Source organism: Caballeronia sp. AZ10_KS36, from assembly GCF_023631105.1.
Taxonomy (GTDB): domain Bacteria; phylum Pseudomonadota; class Gammaproteobacteria; order Burkholderiales; family Burkholderiaceae; genus Caballeronia.
On sequence record NZ_JALQDQ010000001.1, the window covers coordinates 463,015 to 479,471 of the forward strand.

Consider the following 16,457-nt stretch of genomic DNA (forward strand, 5'->3'; position numbering starts at 1 on the left):
CGTGGCTCGCCTCATTCGCCAATTAGCCGGCGAGCATGGCGGCGCGGGCGTAAGGCTCGGAGCGCCCGCGCGAAACGTGGCGTTAGTGCAGCACCACGGGCTGGGTCATCAAGATATCGAACTGGCCGAGGAATTCATCGACATCCTCGAGCGATGGCTCTTCTTCGATCAGCTTTTGCACATGCTCGCGGAATTTTGCCGCAAGCTCGCCGTCGATGAAGATCTCCCGTTGCGTGTTCTTGTCGACGATTTCGTACCCGCCCGACATCATCGCGAGATGGTTGGCCTGAGGCGGAAATTCAACGACGCAATAGTTAGGGCTGTTGTAGATCATTTGCATGGCGACACTCCTTATTCCTGTTGCTCCCGCAACCTGCATCGTAGTTGGAGCGACTGGGTGGGAATTCAAGGGGTGGCCTCGACGTGATGCCGTGTTATCGAGGCTTTTTTCTGTGAAACGTAGTCAGGCGGCCTCACGCAGAAACGCATCGAGCAATGCGCAAAAGCGTTGCGACGCCTCGATCGGAGACATGTGTGCCGCATCCAGAAGTTCGAATTGCGCGCCCGGCACCGTGTCGGCGATTACCTTGGATTCAGCATGCGGCGTGCCATTGTCGTATTCACCGGCCACGACGAGCGTGCGCTTTTGGATGGACGCAAGTTGGCTCTTCGCATCGAAACGGCTGAGGGCTTCCGCGGCCATCGCGAAACCTTCGTCGGGCGTGCGCGCAATCGTTTCGCCGACCTGCTCGATCACTTCGGGATGCGCTTTACGAAAGCCCTCCGTGAACCAGCGTGCCAGCGTCGATTCCACCATACTCCCTATGCCGTTCTGACGCACGGACGCCGCGCGTTGCAAAAACGTCGATCGCGCTTCCTCGCGAATGAACGCGGGCGCGCCCACGACCGTCAGCGAATCCACTTTGTCCGCATGGTTGATCGCGAACTTCTGCGCGACCATGCCGCCCAGCGACAAGCCGACGACATGCGTGCTCGGCGCGCCGAGCTTGTCGAGCAACTCGGACAGGTCATCGGCGAGATCGTCCACGCTGAATGCCTCCGGCGACACCGCCGTGTAGCCGTGACCGCGCAAGTCATAACGCAGCACGGTGAAATCGTTGCGGAAGTAGCCGGCCATCTGGTCCCACGCGGACAAGTCGCCGGCGAGTGGATGGATGAAGGTCAGCCAGGGACCGCCGCCTTCGTTGTCGAGAACGTATCGGGTTTCGATGCCTTTGATGTTCACCTGCATATCCGCTCCGTGGAGGTCGCTTTGAGATTCCGTGCGTCCCGTGAGACCGTGGGACGCGCCGCCGCTACGGCCTGACGGATGCATCGTCGGCGGCGGGTGCGGTTTCCTCTGACGCATCCGGCGTGCCCGCCGCGTTGTTCTGGGCAGCGGAAGGCGCTTGCAGCTTGCCCGCCCACAGCATCTCGACCTGCATGCCATTCGGCTCGGTCTGGAGGATGCGCGCGGGCAGCCAGCCGAGCGACGGCGCCAGCCAGATGTCGAGCTTGCGCCGGTCGCCTTCGCGGCGCGGCAGGCGCGTGAAGTGCCGCGCGGTGACGAAACCGTCGCGCGTCTGCACCGTTTCGTCGCCGACGGTTTCCATCGGCCAGATTTCGCTGCTGTCGTTATCCGCGACGCTGAACTGCCGCGTGACGCCGGGTTTGTAGACATCGGGCGCGCCGCGCACGAGGCTCGTCAGTTGCATGACGACGCTGAAGCGATCCTGCGCGCCGTCCGCGAGCGGCTGGCTATTCGGCGTGCGCGTGTAGACGATCTGCTTCGTCTCGCGATTGAAGACGGCCACATCGGCGGCGCGGCGGCCGCGTTTCTCCGAATACTGTTCCGGCGCGATGCCGAAGGCATCGATATGGCCCTCGCTCGAATACACGTACGGACCGACGAACGGCAGCGGAATGGACACGACCATCTCGTAGTGCTGGCCGTCGTTCGTCCAGTGGATCGTGCCGGTCTGGTTCATCACGCCGTTGACGAGCGTGTCGTAGCGAAGGTCGCCGGTCGGCGGGACGCTGAATTTGTCGCCGGAAGCGGCTGCAGCGGGGGCGGCTGCTGCTGCGGTTGGCGCGGATGCGCTCGCGGCACCCGCGCCAGAAGCCGCCACGCCCGATGCCGCCGCCGGCTCACCGGGCTGCGGCGTGGCCGCGCTCAACACGGGCTCGGGCGCAGCGGGCTTCGGAACAGGCGCAGGCGCAGGCGCGGCTTTGGGCGGCGCAGGCCGCACGACATGCGCAGGCGCGGCCGGTTTGACAGGCGCAGGCGGCGCCACAGGCTTCGGCGTCAGCAATTCCACCTGCACCGGCGGCTTCTGCTCGGGCGGCTGATTCGCCGGCTGCTTCGCGTGTTCGATCCAGCGCATCGCGCTCCAATGCAGCGCGGCGACGATCAGCGCCGCCCCAACCCAGCGCCCCCAGCGCCCCCAGCGGCGAGGCCCATTCGGCGCGGAATCTGCAACGGAAGGCTCGCCCGGCGCAGCAGGCGGACGGTGAAACGAAAACAGGGGCATCGAACGAAGCGGAGAAGAGAAGGAATGGCGCGACGACAGAAGCGGTTATGACACGCGCGCTCGCGGCGATGTTCCGCGCGCAGGCGCGATCACCGTTCGCCCGCCTTGTACCCCAGTTCATACGACAGGCTGCGCGCGCATTCCCGCAGCGCCGAATCGATCTCGCCGCCCCAGCGCGTATCGAACGCGCCTTCGTGTCCGAGCGCGATCAGCCCGAGCGCGAGTTCGCCGGTCGAATCGAAAACGGGCATGCAGAACGCATGGATCGACGGCAGCAACATGCCTTCGACGCGCGCCGCGCCGTGCTCGCGGACATCGGCGAAAAGCGGCTCGACATCAGCGAGTGTTTGCTTGCTCGCAGCGAGTTCGCGTTCGAGCATCGGCTGCGTCTTGCTGCGCGGCAGATACGTGGCAAAGAGCAATCCCGTGGCCGACGACAGCAGCGGCATCACGTCGCCGAGCTTGAGCGATGCCTTCGCCGGGTAGCTCGACTCCATCCAGTGCACGACCGTCGGTCCCTGATTGCCCCACACCGCGATGCCCACGGTCTGGTCGATGCGCTCGCGCAACTCGGCCAGCGCAATGCGCGCGAGCTTCACGCCATCGACACGTGCGAGGCGCGCGAGCCCCATCTGCAAGGCAAAGCCGCCGAGTTCGTAGCGCCCCGTGAGCGGGTCCTGCGACGCGAGCCCGAGCCGCACGAAGCTCACCAGATACCGATGCGCCTTCGCCGGGCTCATGCCCGCGCGCTGCGCGAGGTCGCGCAGCATCATGGCGCGCGGCTCGTGAGTCAGCACATCGAGCAATCGGAAGCCGACTTCGATCGACTGGATGCCCGAGCGCAGCTTTTCTTCGGATGCGTCGAGGTCGAGTTCGTCGCCGGTGGCGGGCGCGTTGGATGGCATGGAAAGCGGGAAGGCGATGGATTCACCATCGTAAAATAGATTTCCCTCAACGTCATCTCAGCCCGACTCCGCCTTATGAAACTTGCCACGCTGAAGGACGGCACGCGCGACGGCCAGCTGATCGTCGTATCGCGCGATTTGCGCACGGCTGTCATTCCCGATGGAATCGTCTCCACGCTGCAACGTGCGCTCGACGACTGGACGTTCTACGCGCCGCAGCTTTTTGACCTTTACGAAGCGTTGAACCAGGGCCGCGCCCGCCACACGTTTTCGTTCGATGCGAAGTCGTGCATGGCGCCGCTGCCGCGCGCGTTTCAATGGGCCGATGGCTCGTCCTACGTGACTCACGTCGAACTCGTGCGGCGCGCGCGCGGCGCGGAAATGCCGCCCGAATTCTGGACCGATCCGCTCATGTATCAGGGCGGCAGCGACGACTTTCTCGGGCCGACGGACGACATCGTGTGCGCGTCGGAATCGTATGGCATCGACTTCGAAGCGGAAGTCGCCGTCATCACTTCCGATGTGCAGATGGCGCCCACGCCCGACGAAGCGTTGAAAAGCGTGCGCTTGCTGATGCTCGCCAACGATGTCTCGCTGCGCAACCTCATCCCCTCCGAACTCGCGAAGGGCTTCGGCTTCTTCCAGAGCAAGCCCGCCACCGCGTTCTCGCCCGTCGCCGTCACGCCGGACGAACTGGGCGACGCGTGGCGCGAAGGCCGCCTGCATCGCCCGATGACCGTGCACTGGAACGGCAAGAAGGTCGGCCAGCCGGACTGCGGCGTGGACATGGTGTTCCACTTCGGCCAGTTGATCGCGCACGCGGCGAAGACGCGCAATCTGCGCGCGGGGTCGATCGTCGGTTCGGGCACGATCTCGAACAAGGACACGAAGCGCGGTTACTGCTGTATCGCGGAAAAGCGCTGCCTGGAGACCATCGAGCACGGCGCGCCGCAGACGGAGTTCATGAAGTTCGGCGACAGCGTGAAGATCGAAATCTTCGACGACGCGGGCAAGTCCATCTTCGGCGCGATCGATCAGGCCGTCGTGCAACTCGAACACTGATATCGCGCGATGAAACGACCGGTGCAACGGGTTTCGCCCGATGCGTCGGGAGCACCGGCCACCGTACACTCTCCGGGCGTTGCGGCTCACGCGCCGCGCGACGACAAAAAACAAAAGGAGACTTCCATGCGCAGAAGCAAGTGGGTGGCCGCAGCCGTGCTCGCATTCGCCGCGACGACAGCGGCGTTCGCGCAAACGCCGCACGTCAAGATCGGGCTCGTGCTGTCGCTGACCGGACCGGCCGCGTCGCTCGGCATTCCCGCCCGCGATACCGTCGCGCTTCTGCCGAAGGAAATGGGCGGCGCGAGCGTCGATTACATCGTGCTCGACGACGCCTCCGACACCACGCAAGCGGTGCAGACCACGAAGAAGCTCATCAGCGAGAATCAGGTCGATGCGATCATCGGCTCGTCGATCACGCCGAATTCGCTCGCGATGATCGATGTCGCCGCGCAAGGCCAGACGCCGATGATCTCGCTCGCGTCGTCGGCAAAGATCATCGAGCCTGTCGACGAGAAGCGCCGCTGGGTGTTCAAGACACCGCAAACCGACGCGATGATGGCCTCCGCCATTGCCGAGCACGCGAGCAATCACGGCGTGAAGACGCTTGCGTACATCGGCCAGGCAGACGCGCTCGGGGAGACCTTTTACGCGGAAGTCGCGAAGTTCGCGCAACTGCACAAGATCACCGTGGTCGCCAACGAGCGGTTCAATCGCACGGACCCGAGCGTGACCGGGCAGATTCTCAAGATTCTCGCGGCCAAGCCGGACGCGGTGGTGGTCGGCGCGGCCGGCACGCCCGCCGCGTTGCCGCCGAAGACGCTCGCGCAGCGCGGCTATAAGGGCAAGGTGTATCACAATCACGGCGTGGGCAATCGCGACTTCCTGCGCGTGTGCGGCGCGGATTGCAACGGCACGTTCCTGCCGACGAGCCCGGTGCTCGTCGCGGCGCAGTTGCCGGACGATCATCCGGCCAAGCGCCTCGCGCTCGACTACATCAAACTGTACGAAGCGAAGCAGGGCGCGGGCACCGTTTCCGCGTTCGGATCGTATGCGTGGGACGCGGGCATGCTGCTCCAGCGCGCCGTTCCGACCGCGATGAAAGCCGGCGCGCCGGGCACGCCCGCCTTTCGCGGCGCGCTGCGCGATGCGCTCGAAGGCACGAAGAACTTCGCGGATACCAACGGCGTCGTCAACATGACGCCGAACGACCATATCGGCCTCGACCAGCGCGCCCGCGTGATGGTCGAGATTCGCGACGGCAAGTGGGTGTATCAGCCGCGCTAGACCACATCGAACCGACATGAGCGATCTCTCCTTGTATTCGGGCTACACGTCGCTGCACTTGCGCCGTCACGCGCATGGCGTGCTGGAAGTCGTCATGCCGGGCGCGGGCGCGAACAAGAGCGGCCTCTCTACCGCCGACGCCAACATGCACCGCGAACTCGCGGAGATCTGGCGCGACATCGACCGCGATCCCGAGACGCGCGTCGCGCTGATCCGCGGCGAGGGCAAGGGCTTTTCGGCGGGCGGCGACCTCGCGCTCGTCGAGCAGATGGCGAACGACTTCGACGTGCGCTCGCGCGTGTGGCGCGAAGCGCGCGATCTCGTGTACAACGTGATCAATTGCAGCAAGCCGATCGTCTCCGCGATGCACGGTCCGGCGGTCGGCGCGGGGCTGGTCGCGGGCTTGCTCGCGGATATCTCCATTGCGTCGAAGTCGGCGCGCATCATCGACGGACATACGCGGCTCGGCGTCGCGGCGGGCGATCACGCGGCGATCATCTGGCCGCTGCTGTGCGGAATGGCGAAGGCCAAGTACTATCTGCTCCTGTGCGAGCCTGTGAGCGGCGAAGAGGCGGAGCGCATCGGGCTGGTATCGCTCGCGGTGGAAGAGAACGAACTCATGCCGAAGGCGATAGAAGTGGCGAACCGGCTCGCGCAGGGATCGCAGACGGCCATCCGCTGGACCAAGTACGCGCTGAACAACTGGCTGCGCATGGCGGGGCCGACTTTCGATACATCGCTCGCGCTGGAATTCATGGGCTTTGCCGGACCCGACGTGCACGAAGGCATGCGTTCGCTGCGCGAGCGCCGCGCGCCGGACTTTCCCGGCGGCGCTCCGTTCTGACGCGGCCCCGCGTGGCTCGTGGCCAGCCGAAGCGATCAACCAATCAAGAGGAGCGACGAATGACGGACACCTCAGGCGGCACCCCGCCGTTTTCGATTCCCGGCTTTTCCGGCTTCCCCGGCTTCGGTCAGGCGGACATGATGGGCAAGATGTGGGAAATGATGCGCCTGAATCCGTTCGCGGCCGCCATGTCGGGCGGCGCGCAGGGCGCGAATCCTTCGCTCTCCATGATGTCGGACATGCTCGCGCCGCTCACGAACATCGAGGAACTGGACAAGCGCGTGACGGACATGCGCGCCGTCGAGCAGTGGCTCAAGCTCAACCTGAACATGCTGCAATCGGCGATTCAGGCGCTCGAAGTGCAGCGCGCGACGCTAGCCACGCTGCGCGCGTTCGGCGCGTTCGCGCAGACGTCCGTGGAGAGCGCGCAGAACGCAGCAACGGAGACGTCGAAGGCGGCGGGCCGCTGGCCGATGGGCGGCGCCGCGCCGAGCGACACGCCGAAGGCCGCGCCGGGCGAGCGCGCGGCGCCCACGGAAAGCGACAACCCGGAAGCGGGCGCGAACGCCGACGCGCCGCTGCCGCCGGGCTTCGATCCGAGCGGCTGGTGGAACGCGCTGCAATCGCAGTTCAACCAGCTCGCGCAACTGGCGATGATTCAGCCCGGCATGGCGGGCGCGCCAGCGGGTCAGCCGTCGGCGTCGGCCGAAGAAAGTCCGACCGCGCCGGCTCCCAGCAGCCAGCCGGGCGACGACACGTCAGCCGCCGCAGCAGCGGCGAAAAAAGCGGCCGCGCGTAAGACGCCGCCGCGCAAAAAACCGGAGTAGGCATCGCGCGGGTGTCGCAGGACGCGGCATCGGGTGAGAGAAACGCCTGACGGCTTTTGGTCGTCAGGCGTTTTTGTTTGCGCATCGTCGCGTAGCTACCCATTGACATATTTTGTCTATCAGTCACTATGCATCAAGAACGGTTTTGTCCACCCGACGACGCAGGCATGCGACGTGCAAAGGACCGTCCGTGTGTTCAATTACCGTCTTTGTCCATGACAAACTCATCGGAAGAAAACCTGCAGCCCGCGCCACACGCCGGCGGTGCGGGACAAGCCGAATCACCGCCCGAGGCCCCGCCCCCGCATTCCGTGGGATCGAGCCTGAGCGGCGTCGGCATCGGCGCCATCGCTCAGGAGATTGGTCTGACGAAGGACACGCTGCGCGTCTGGGAACGGCGCTACGGCTTTCCGCAGCCCATGCGCTCGCCCGGCGGCGAGCGTCTGTATCCGCAGGAACAGGTGACGAAGCTGCGGCTCGTCAAACGCCTGCTGGACGCGGGGCATCGGCCGAGCAAGGTGCTCGCGCAGCCGATCGAGGCGTTGCAGCAACTCGCGGAGTCGTCGGGCGTCGGGCAGGACGCGCCGGACGCCGAACTGGACCACTTCATCGCGCTGCTGCGAAACGGCGCATACGAGGACTTCCGCTTCGGACTGCTGCGACGCGCGACGCGCGACGGTCTAGAACGCTTCGTGGTCGACGTCGCCGCGCCGCTTGCCGCGCGGGTGGGAAACGCCTGGGCGGCGGGCACGCTGCAGGTCTACCACGAGCATTTGTTCAGCGAGTCGATCCAGTTCACGCTGCGCACGCTGATGCGCCCGCTCTCCGAGGCGCTGCGTGGCCGCGGCGGCCGGCCCCGCGTGCTGTTGACGACCCTCTCCGGCGAAGGCCACGGTCTCGGCATTCTGATGGCCGAAGCCATGTTCAGCCTCTGCGAGTGCGAATGCGTGCAGTTGGGCTTGCAGACGCCGCTGCACGATATCGTCAGCGCGGCGGTGGCGCACGAGGTGGATGTCGTCGGGCTGTCGTTCACGGCGGTGCTTCCGGCGCAGGTCATCGCAAACGGACTGACCGAGTTGCGCAGCATGTTGCCGCCGCACATCCGCATCTGGGTCGGCGGCAGCAGTCCGGCGCTGCGCCGCAAGCTGAACGAGGGCGTCGAGCATCTCGCGGGTTTGACGCCCATCGAAGAGTTCGTGGCGGCTTGGCGCGAAAGCGCCGTGCTATGATCGGGAAGGCTTGCTAGCGCGAGCCCGAGCGGGCCTGCGGACGTCGCGGCATCGACCAAACGTGCGTCCGCGTGCGGCGGACGCTCAGTCGCATGACCGCGCGATGTTTCCGGCGCACGTATGCGTCATGCGGCATGCGTCATGCGGCGAGCCGCTGGGCAGGCGGCACGACGAAAGCCTCGACGGAACCTGGGCACAGGTTTCGCTTCTCACCCACGGCAGAACAGGACGCACGCAAGGCGGCACGCGCTCAAGAACGCGCATGTCGAAGCCGGCTGGCGCGTTGCCACGGCGCTGCATCGAGTGCTTCCTTGTCGTTTTTCGCCTGTGGCCGCCGGAATCCCGCGTAAAATTGAAAGCTTGGTTGCTCGCGTGCAGCGGTCCTCGCGCACGTTCGGCCGACCGTCATACAGATATAACGTCGCATAAGTGGCTTCAGGGGTGGACTATGAACACCATGCTTTATCCGGAACTTTATAAATCGCTGGAATCCGTTCGTTGGGATATGGAGAAGGACATCCCTTGGGACAAGTTCGATGCGTCCCTGCTCACCGACGAGCAGGCCCGGACCATCAAGATGAACGCGATCACCGAATGGTCCGCTCTTCCCGCAACCGAAATGTTCTTGCGTGACAACCACCATGACAGCGACTTTTCCGCGTTCATGAGCGTGTGGTTTTTCGAAGAGCAGAAGCATTCGCTGGTGTTGATGGAGTATCTGCGCCGCTTCAGGCCCGAACTCGTGCCGACGGAAGAAGAACTGCACGCGGTGCGCTTCGAATTCGATCCGGCGCCGCCGCTGGAGACGCTGATGCTGCATTTTTGCGGCGAAATCCGCCTGAATCACTGGTATCGCCGCGCGGCTGAATGGCACACCGAGCCGGTCATCAAGCACATTTACGAAACCATCTCGCGCGACGAGGCGCGCCACGGCGGCGCGTATCTGCGCTACATGAAGAAGGCGCTCGTCAATGCAGGCGATTCGGCGCGCGCCGCATTCGCGAAGATCGGCGTGCTGATGGCCTCCGCCCGTCGCACGGAAAAGCCGCTGCATCCGACGAACCTGCACGTCAATCAGGCGCTCTTTCCGCGCGATACCGTGCAGTCGCGTCTGCCCGACCCCGAGTGGCTCGAACGCTGGCTGGACGACCAGATCCGCTTCGACGATAGCTGGGAAAAGAAGGTCGTCGAGCGCATTCTGCACAATCTGTCGATTCTCTTCGAGCGGTCGTTCGTCACCGCGCAGGAGTTGAACCGCTATCGCAAGGAAGTGGTGCAGCGTCTGCAAGCTGCGTCAGGCGGCTCCAGCGGACAGCCCGCCTAACAGGTGTAACAGCGCGTCGCTCGCATGAACAAACGGCCTGCCGGCTTACAACGGCGGGCCGTTTTGCTTTCCAGGCCGCGTGCTTCGCCGGCGAACCGCCGTGGCACAATGCGCGCTTTCCGAACTACCCGTTGAGCATCGCCATGCCCGCCACTTTCGAACGCAAGATCACCACGCGCGACGCGCTCGCCGCGCTCCGCCCGACGCTCGCCGGGCCGGTCGTGTTCACCAACGGCGTGTTCGACATCCTGCATCGCGGACACGTGACCTATCTTGCCGACGCGAAGGCGCTGGGCGCGACGCTGATCGTCGGCGTGAACAGCGATGCCTCCGTGCGCACGCTTGGCAAGGGCGACGATCGCCCGATCAACCGCGAAGACGACCGCATGGCGCTGCTCGCGGCGCTCGAAAGCGTGGATTGGGTCGTGAAGTTCGAGGAATCGACGCCGCTGCAACTGATCGACGCCCTGCGCCCGGACGTGCTCGTCAAGGGCGGCGACTACGACATGGACAAGCTCGCCGAATCGGCGCTCGTGCGCGGATGGGGCGGCAAGGCGCTCGCGATTGCGTTCGAGCATGATCGCTCGACCACCGCGCTCTTGAAGAAAGTCCGCGCGCAGTCCTGAACGGACGCGTTACTGGCCGAGCGGCTTCGTCTCCACGTTCGCGGCGGGCGCGGGACCGCCGACCTGCGGCTGATCGGCCGCTTCTTCGGGGCGCAGCGGCCGTGTCGTCAGCGTTTCGGGCCGCACCTGTTGCAACAGATGATGCGGCTCGCGCGCGCCCGCGGCGGGCAGCGACGATCCGAACATGCCGTGCACGAGTGCGAACACCAGCACGTTCGCCAAAATGAGAAGGGCAATGAGCCAGCGCAGCATGCCAGGGGCTCCGTCAGTCAATCGGTAATCAGTCAGTTCGATGCGCGGCCGATTCGCGCGCGATAAGCGCGAGGCCGGCGAGCACGAGGGAATCGTGGCGAGTGTGCGGCACCACGAGCGCGCCCGCAATCTCGTTGGCCGCGCCGCCGCCGAGCACGAGCCGCACGTCCGCTTGCCAGTCCGCGCGCAAGTCTCGCCACGCACGTTCGATCAGACTCGCTTGCGCGAGCAGGCAGCCCGCCGAGAGCGCGGCGGCCGTATCGGTGGCGAAGAGGCTGCGCGGGGCCGCTTCCGCTTGGCCGAGCGCGCGGCGCGCGGCAGCGGCATCGAGTGTCGGCAGTTGCGCGGTGTGGCTGCCGAGCGATTGCATCATCAGCGACCAGCCCGGCGCGATCAATCCGCCGGTGAAGACGCCGTCGGCGCGCAACGCTTCGAGCGTCGTCGCGGTGCCGAAGGTGGCGATCAGCACGTTCTCGCCGGGAAACGCGGCGCGCGCGCCGATGAGGCCTGCCCAACGGTCGCTGCCGAGCTTCTCCGGTTCGGCGTAGCGGTTTGTCACGCCGCATTGCGCGGCCTTCGCGCGTACGACGGTGCGCGGCAGCGCAGGCCAGCGCGCGTCGATCATGCGTTCGATGCGCGCCTGCGCCGCCGCGCCGGCCACGTTCGAGATCCACGCGCTGTCAGGCCGAGGCAGCGCCGACCATGCGGCGAGCGCCGGCTCGGCGGCATCGCCCGGCGCGGATTCACGTTCGTGCTCCAGCGCGCCGCCCGCGATGGCCGCGCCGCGTGCATCCACGAGCGACCACTTGATGCGGCTGTTGCCGGCGTCGATCAGCAGCATCGGCGCGTCGCTCACGGACGCTCCTTCGCGAGCCGCAGCGACAGTTCGCCCGTGGCGACGGCGCGGGGTCCTTCGGGCGCGTCGATCAGCAAGTGCCCGCTGTCGTCGACGCCGGTGGCGACGCCGCGCGTGACTTCCTGTCCCTGATCCATCAGCACGACTTCGCGGCCCGCGTAGGCGTGCGCGTCGGTCCAGCGCTGGCGGAACGGCCGGAAGCCGTCCGCTTCGAAGCGGGGCAGCGCCGTGTCGAGCGCATTCAGCAGCGCGGCGAGCGTGTCCGTGAGATTCGCGTCCGGCCACGCGCGGGCGAGCGCGGCGGGCGCGGCACCGGGAATGGCGGCGGCGGACGGCGACTGGCGGTTCGCGTCGTCCACTTGCGCGGCCAGCTGCTCCGCGCCGTGCAGATTCACGCCGATGCCGATCACCACCGCCGTCGCGCCCGGCGCATTCCACGCCGTCTCGATCAGGATGCCGGCGAGCTTGCCGTCGTCGAGCAGCACGTCGTTCGGCCACTTCAGCGCGGGGCGCGCGGACGGCGTGAGCGGCAGCCGCGCGAGCGCGTCGAGCACGGCCGTGCCGATGGCGAGACTCAAGCCCGACAGCCCTTCGATGGGACGCCGCAGCACGTATCCCACCGACATCAGCAGCGCATTGCCCGGCTCGGCGAGCCACGCGCGGCCGCGCCGCCCGCGCCCGGCAGTCTGCGCATACGCGATGCGCGCGACCGGCGCGGGCGGCGCGTGTTGCGCGACGTCGCGGGCGAGCGTGCGCATGCGCTCGACGAGATCGGCGTTGGTGGAGCCGGTCTCGTCGACGATCTCGATGGTCCAGTCGCGCGCCGGACGCTCGGCGAGCTTGGCGAGCCGGTTACGGTCGATGCGCCAGGGCGCGTCGGGGGCGAAGGCGGGAGTCGGGGTCATCGGGATATTGTAGCGGGCGGGGTCGGCGCCTTCGCGTGGCGGATCGCGCCGGAGTGCAACGAACCTTCGTTACAATGTCCCTCTCCCTCAAACCGCGTTCCAACGCCCCTTCGATCCTTGAACTTCGACACGCCGCCCCGCCTGCGAGTGGAAGCTGGTCAGCAAGGCAAGGTGGTCCGTCTCTCGGGCCAGTGGACGGCGCTCGCGCTCGCGCGTGACCGCTCGAAAACCGGCGTCACGCGGCGGCTGCGCGCGATCAGGCGCGAGGCCATCGGGCAGTGGGATCTTCTGTCGATCGAACGGCTGGATCACGTCGGCGGGCAGGCGCTCTGGCGCATCTGGGGCCGCAAGATGCCCGCGACCGTTGCGCTGTCGGACACGCAGCGCGAAATTTTCGAGCGCGTCGCGCTGCTCGACGCCGAGCGCGAGGAGCCCGAGGCCGTCGATCGCACCGATCCGGTCACGCGGCTCGGACACCTGATCTTCGCGTTCTTCGATCATCTGCACGGCGGCCTCGCCATGTTCGGCGGCTTCGTGCTGGATCTCGTCGGCCTCGTTCGCCGCCCGAGGCGCATTCCGTGGACGGAGATCTCCGCGAACATCTATAGCGCCGGCGCGCAGGCGCTCGCGATCACGGCGCTCGTCGCGTTTCTGATCGGCATCGTGCTCAGTTATCTGTCCGCGCAGCAACTGCGCATGTTCGGCGCGAACCAGTACATCGTGAATATTCTCGGGCTCTCGGTGATTCGCGAGCTCGGCCCGGTGCTGTCCGCGATTCTCGTCGCCGGGCGCTCGGGCTCGGCGATTACCGCGCAGATCGGCGTGATGCGCGTCACCGAGGAACTCGACGCGATGCAGGTCATGGGCATTCCGCACGGCCTGCGCCTCGTGGTGCCGCGCGTGCTCGCGCTCGGCGTCGCCATGCCGCTGCTCGTCATGTGGACCAACATCATCGCGCTGACGGGCGGCGCGCTCGCGGCGAAGCTCGTGCTGTCCATCGACATTTCGTTCTTCATCCGCTCGCTGCCGTCCGTCGTGCCGATTGCGAATTTGTGGATCGGGCTCGGCAAGGGCGTCGTGTTCGGCATGCTGATCGCGCTCGCCGCGTGCCACTTCGGCTTTCGCATCAAGCCGAATTCGCAGAGTCTCGGCGAAGGCACGACGACCTCCGTGGTCACGTCGATCACCGTCGTGATTCTCGCGGACGCGGTGTTCGCCATTCTCTTTCAGAACGTGGGGCTCTGACGCCATGTCGACGACGCTCGCCACCGCCGTGCGCCATCAGCCGCCGCCCGCGATCGCGGAGCCGGTCATCGAAGTCCGCGACGTCACCAAACGCTACGGCAGCACGGTGATTCACGAGCATCTGAACTTCGAGGTGCGCCGTGGCGAAATCGTCGCGCTTCTGGGCGGCTCAGGCTCCGGCAAGACCACGCTCGTGCGGCAGATTCTCGGGCTCGAATCGCCGACCTCGGGCGTGATCCGCGTACTCGGCGAGGAATGGGCGCGCATGGACGCCGAAACCGCGAAGATGCTGCGCACGCGCTCCGGCATGATGTTTCAGCAAGGCGCGCTCTTCTCGTCGCTGTCGGTGTATGACAACATCGCGCAGCCGTTTCGCGAACTCGGCAAGATTCCCGAAGACCTGATCCGCGAATTCGTGATGCTGAAGCTCGAAATGGTCGGCCTCTCGTGCAAGCACGCGAGCAAGATGCCGGCCGCGCTCTCGGGCGGCATGGTGAAGCGCGTCGGCATCGCGCGGGCCATCGCGCTCGAACCCGAACTGCTCTTTCTCGACGAGCCCACGGCCGGTCTCGATCCGAAGGCATCGGACGAATTCGTCGATCTGATCGCGACGCTGCATCGCGCGCTCGGTCTCACCGTCGTCATGGTCACGCACGATCTCGATACGATGGTCGCGCTCTCCACGCGCGTCGCCGTGCTCGCGGACCGGCGCGTGCTCGTCGCGGCGCCGGTGGAAGAAGCGGTCGCGGTGGATCATCCGTTCATCCGCGAGTATTTTCTCGGGCGGCGCGGACGGCGCGCGCTTCAGGCGCTGCCGCCCGAACGCCGCGCGAAGCTGCCCGCCGCCGCGCTCGACGACGCCACCATCACCGTGAAGTAGTCCGGCCCGATAGGGATAAGGAACCTGCCGATGGAAAACAAATCACACGCGTTCTGGACCGGGCTGTTCACCATCGTGCTCGTGCTGGCCATTGCGTTCGCGGCGTTCTTCTTCAACGTGGACCGCACGGTGCGCGTGCCGTATGACCTGATCGCGCGAACCAACGTGACGGGCCTCTTCACCGATGCCGCCGTGCGTTATCGCGGGCTCGGCGTCGGCAAGGTCGAGTCGATCCGCTTCGACCGGGCGCATCCGGGGCAGATCCGCATCCGCATTCTCGTCGACCGCAACGCACCGATGACGCACTCCACCTTCGCGACGCTCGGCTTTCAGGGCGTGACGGGCATCGCGTTCGTGCAGCTCGACGACACGGGCAAGGACACGACCGCGCTCGCGTCGTCGCCGCAGCACGTCGCGGAAGTGCCGATGCGTCCGGGGCTTTTCGAGCAGTTGCAGGAACGCGGCGATGTGATCCTGCGCAAGTTCGAGCGCCTTTCGGAAGACGCGGACAAGTTTCTCTCCGACGACGTGCGCGATCAGCTTCTCGACACCACCAAAAGCCTGAAGGGCGCGGCGGACGGCATCGCGTCGCTCGCGAGCCAGGTCGCGCCCGCAACCGCGCATCTGCCGCAGACGCTGAATCAACTCGATCGCACGCTCGCTTCGACGAACGCGCTGATCCAGAACCTGAACCGCGAGAACGGGCCGTTCGTGAGCAATCTGAACAAGGCGGGCGACGCAGCGCAGCAGGCGGCGGCAGCCCTCGCCGACATGAACGATTCGCTGCGCGACGTGACGGCGCGCGTGAGCTTCGAGGCATTGCCGCGGCTCTATTCGTTCACCGAAGATCTCGGCGCCGCCGCGCGTTCGGTCGACCGCGCCGCCGATACCTTCAGCGCGAGTCCGCGCAGCGTGCTGTTCGGCGCGCCGTCGATGCCGCCGGGGCCGGGCGAGCCGGGCTTCGTGTGGCCCGCGAATCCGTCGCGCTGAACGCGGCGATAGAACAGGACAACGAAGGAATCATATGTCACTTGCTGAGTTGAAACGCCCGTTGGCGCTTGCGCTCGCCTGCATCGCGATGCTCGCGGGCTGCGCGACGAGCCCGCCCGCGACGCCGGACGCGCGCTACGACCTCGGCGCGAGGCCCGCCGCCAGTCCTGCGAGTCCAGCGAGTCCTGCGAGTCCTGCGACCGAAGTGCCGCTGCCGCCGGTGAAAGTGCTGGCGGTGCGCGCGTCGCGTGATCTGGAAACCGACGCGTTCGTCTATCGCCTGAGTTACGTCGATGCACAGCGCACCGGCAGCTATGCGACGAGCCACTGGACGATGCCGCCCGCGCAGCTTCTCACGCAGCGATTGCGCGATACGCTCTCGCAACGCGGCCCGGTGCTCACGGGCGCGGACACGGTGCGCGCGCCGTTGCTGGAGATCGAGCTGACCGGCTTCGAACAGGTCTTCGATGCGCCGGAACGGAGTCATGGCGTCGTATCGGTGCGCGCGACGCTCACACAGCATGGCCGCGTCATCGCGCAGCGCATGTTCACGGCGAGCGCGCCCGCGCCGAGCGCCGATGCATCAGGCGGCGCGCGGGCGCTGGCGGCGGCATCGGACGATCTGATCGCGCAACTGGGCGCGTGGCTCGGCGCGCAGCCGCTCACCGCTTCGCGATGACTCCGTGTTTCATCG

Annotated in this window: 18 protein-coding genes; 11 read left to right on the forward strand and 7 right to left on the reverse strand. The window is 66.4% G+C overall.

The genetic code is table 11. The features are described 5' to 3' along the window. Positions 1-82: 82 nt before the first annotated feature. From NCR35_RS02180 to NCR35_RS02195, 4 genes are all read right to left on the reverse strand, one after another. Positions 83-340: a BTH_I0359 family protein gene (locus tag NCR35_RS02180; RefSeq protein WP_159837774.1), complete on the reverse strand. Its 258-nt coding sequence runs from the start codon at positions 338-340 to the stop codon at positions 83-85. Positions 341-463: 123 nt separating this feature from the next. Next, entirely contained in the window at positions 464-1,252 is a 789-nt protein-coding gene (locus NCR35_RS02185; protein ID WP_250532846.1) for an alpha/beta fold hydrolase, read from the reverse strand. Positions 1,253-1,316: 64 nt separating this feature from the next. Next, the gene (locus NCR35_RS02190; RefSeq protein ID WP_250532850.1) at positions 1,317-2,531 is read right to left on the reverse strand and encodes a DUF3108 domain-containing protein; all 1,215 of its coding nucleotides are present in this window, start codon (positions 2,529-2,531) and stop codon (positions 1,317-1,319) included. Positions 2,532-2,620: 89 nt separating this feature from the next. Then, positions 2,621-3,436 carry an IclR family transcriptional regulator gene (locus tag NCR35_RS02195; protein WP_250532851.1) on the reverse strand — a complete coding sequence of 272 codons (816 nt, stop codon included), beginning with the start codon at positions 3,434-3,436 and terminating at the stop codon, positions 2,621-2,623. Between the two features lie 75 nt (positions 3,437-3,511). Between NCR35_RS02195 and NCR35_RS02200 the strand changes: the two genes are divergently transcribed. The 7 genes from NCR35_RS02200 (at position 3,512) to rfaE2 (ending at position 10,635) form a co-directional block, all read left to right on the forward strand. Then, on the forward strand, positions 3,512-4,498 hold the full coding sequence (locus NCR35_RS02200; RefSeq protein ID WP_250532852.1) for a fumarylacetoacetate hydrolase family protein: 987 nt from the start codon (positions 3,512-3,514) through the stop codon (positions 4,496-4,498). A 126-nt stretch (positions 4,499-4,624) separates the two neighbouring features. Beyond that, complete coding sequence (locus NCR35_RS02205) at positions 4,625-5,785, forward strand: ABC transporter substrate-binding protein (protein WP_250532853.1); 1,161 nt, start codon at positions 4,625-4,627, stop codon at positions 5,783-5,785. Positions 5,786-5,801: 16 nt separating this feature from the next. Beyond that, on the forward strand, positions 5,802-6,629 hold the full coding sequence (locus NCR35_RS02210; protein WP_250532854.1) for an enoyl-CoA hydratase/isomerase family protein: 828 nt from the start codon (positions 5,802-5,804) through the stop codon (positions 6,627-6,629). A gap of 59 nt (positions 6,630-6,688) precedes the next feature. Further along, a complete protein-coding gene (locus NCR35_RS02215; protein WP_250532855.1) occupies positions 6,689-7,456 on the forward strand; it encodes a PhaM family polyhydroxyalkanoate granule multifunctional regulatory protein in 768 nt (255 codons plus the stop codon). A gap of 215 nt (positions 7,457-7,671) precedes the next feature. Continuing rightward, positions 7,672-8,685 carry a MerR family transcriptional regulator gene (locus NCR35_RS02220; RefSeq protein WP_250532856.1) on the forward strand — a complete coding sequence of 338 codons (1,014 nt, stop codon included), beginning with the start codon at positions 7,672-7,674 and terminating at the stop codon, positions 8,683-8,685. 448 nt (positions 8,686-9,133) lie between these two features. Further along, entirely contained in the window at positions 9,134-10,009 is an 876-nt protein-coding gene (locus tag NCR35_RS02225) for a ferritin family protein (protein ID WP_244847728.1), read from the forward strand. 143 nt (positions 10,010-10,152) lie between these two features. After that, complete coding sequence (rfaE2, locus tag NCR35_RS02230) at positions 10,153-10,635, forward strand: D-glycero-beta-D-manno-heptose 1-phosphate adenylyltransferase (RefSeq protein WP_175939096.1); 483 nt, start codon at positions 10,153-10,155, stop codon at positions 10,633-10,635. 9 nt (positions 10,636-10,644) lie between these two features. Here rfaE2 and NCR35_RS02235 read toward each other — a convergent pair whose 3' ends face one another. Genes NCR35_RS02235 through NCR35_RS02245 form a run of 3 tightly spaced genes read right to left on the reverse strand, consistent with a single transcriptional unit; the run spans position 10,645 to position 12,648 of the window. Next, positions 10,645-10,887: a hypothetical protein gene (locus NCR35_RS02235; protein ID WP_206467398.1), complete on the reverse strand. Its 243-nt coding sequence runs from the start codon at positions 10,885-10,887 to the stop codon at positions 10,645-10,647. Between the two features lie 28 nt (positions 10,888-10,915). After that, positions 10,916-11,728 (reverse strand): type III pantothenate kinase, encoded by an 813-nt coding sequence (locus NCR35_RS02240; RefSeq protein ID WP_250532998.1) that lies wholly within the window; start codon positions 11,726-11,728, stop codon positions 10,916-10,918. A gap of 11 nt (positions 11,729-11,739) precedes the next feature. Next, the gene (locus NCR35_RS02245) at positions 11,740-12,648 is read right to left on the reverse strand and encodes a biotin--[acetyl-CoA-carboxylase] ligase (RefSeq protein WP_250532857.1); all 909 of its coding nucleotides are present in this window, start codon (positions 12,646-12,648) and stop codon (positions 11,740-11,742) included. A 117-nt stretch (positions 12,649-12,765) separates the two neighbouring features. On the opposite strand from NCR35_RS02245, the gene NCR35_RS02250 reads away from it, so the two are divergent. The 4 genes from NCR35_RS02250 to NCR35_RS02265 are packed head-to-tail and all read left to right on the forward strand — an operon-like array spanning position 12,766 to position 16,442. Then, a complete protein-coding gene (locus tag NCR35_RS02250; protein WP_250532858.1) occupies positions 12,766-13,893 on the forward strand; it encodes an MlaE family ABC transporter permease in 1,128 nt (375 codons plus the stop codon). Between the two features lie 4 nt (positions 13,894-13,897). Continuing rightward, on the forward strand, positions 13,898-14,773 hold the full coding sequence (locus tag NCR35_RS02255) for an ABC transporter ATP-binding protein (protein WP_244847733.1): 876 nt from the start codon (positions 13,898-13,900) through the stop codon (positions 14,771-14,773). Positions 14,774-14,803: 30 nt separating this feature from the next. Next, complete coding sequence (locus NCR35_RS02260; RefSeq protein WP_250532859.1) at positions 14,804-15,763, forward strand: MlaD family protein; 960 nt, start codon at positions 14,804-14,806, stop codon at positions 15,761-15,763. 34 nt (positions 15,764-15,797) lie between these two features. Beyond that, complete coding sequence (locus tag NCR35_RS02265) at positions 15,798-16,442, forward strand: ABC-type transport auxiliary lipoprotein family protein (RefSeq protein WP_250532860.1); 645 nt, start codon at positions 15,798-15,800, stop codon at positions 16,440-16,442. The last annotated feature ends 15 nt before the right edge of the window (positions 16,443-16,457 follow it).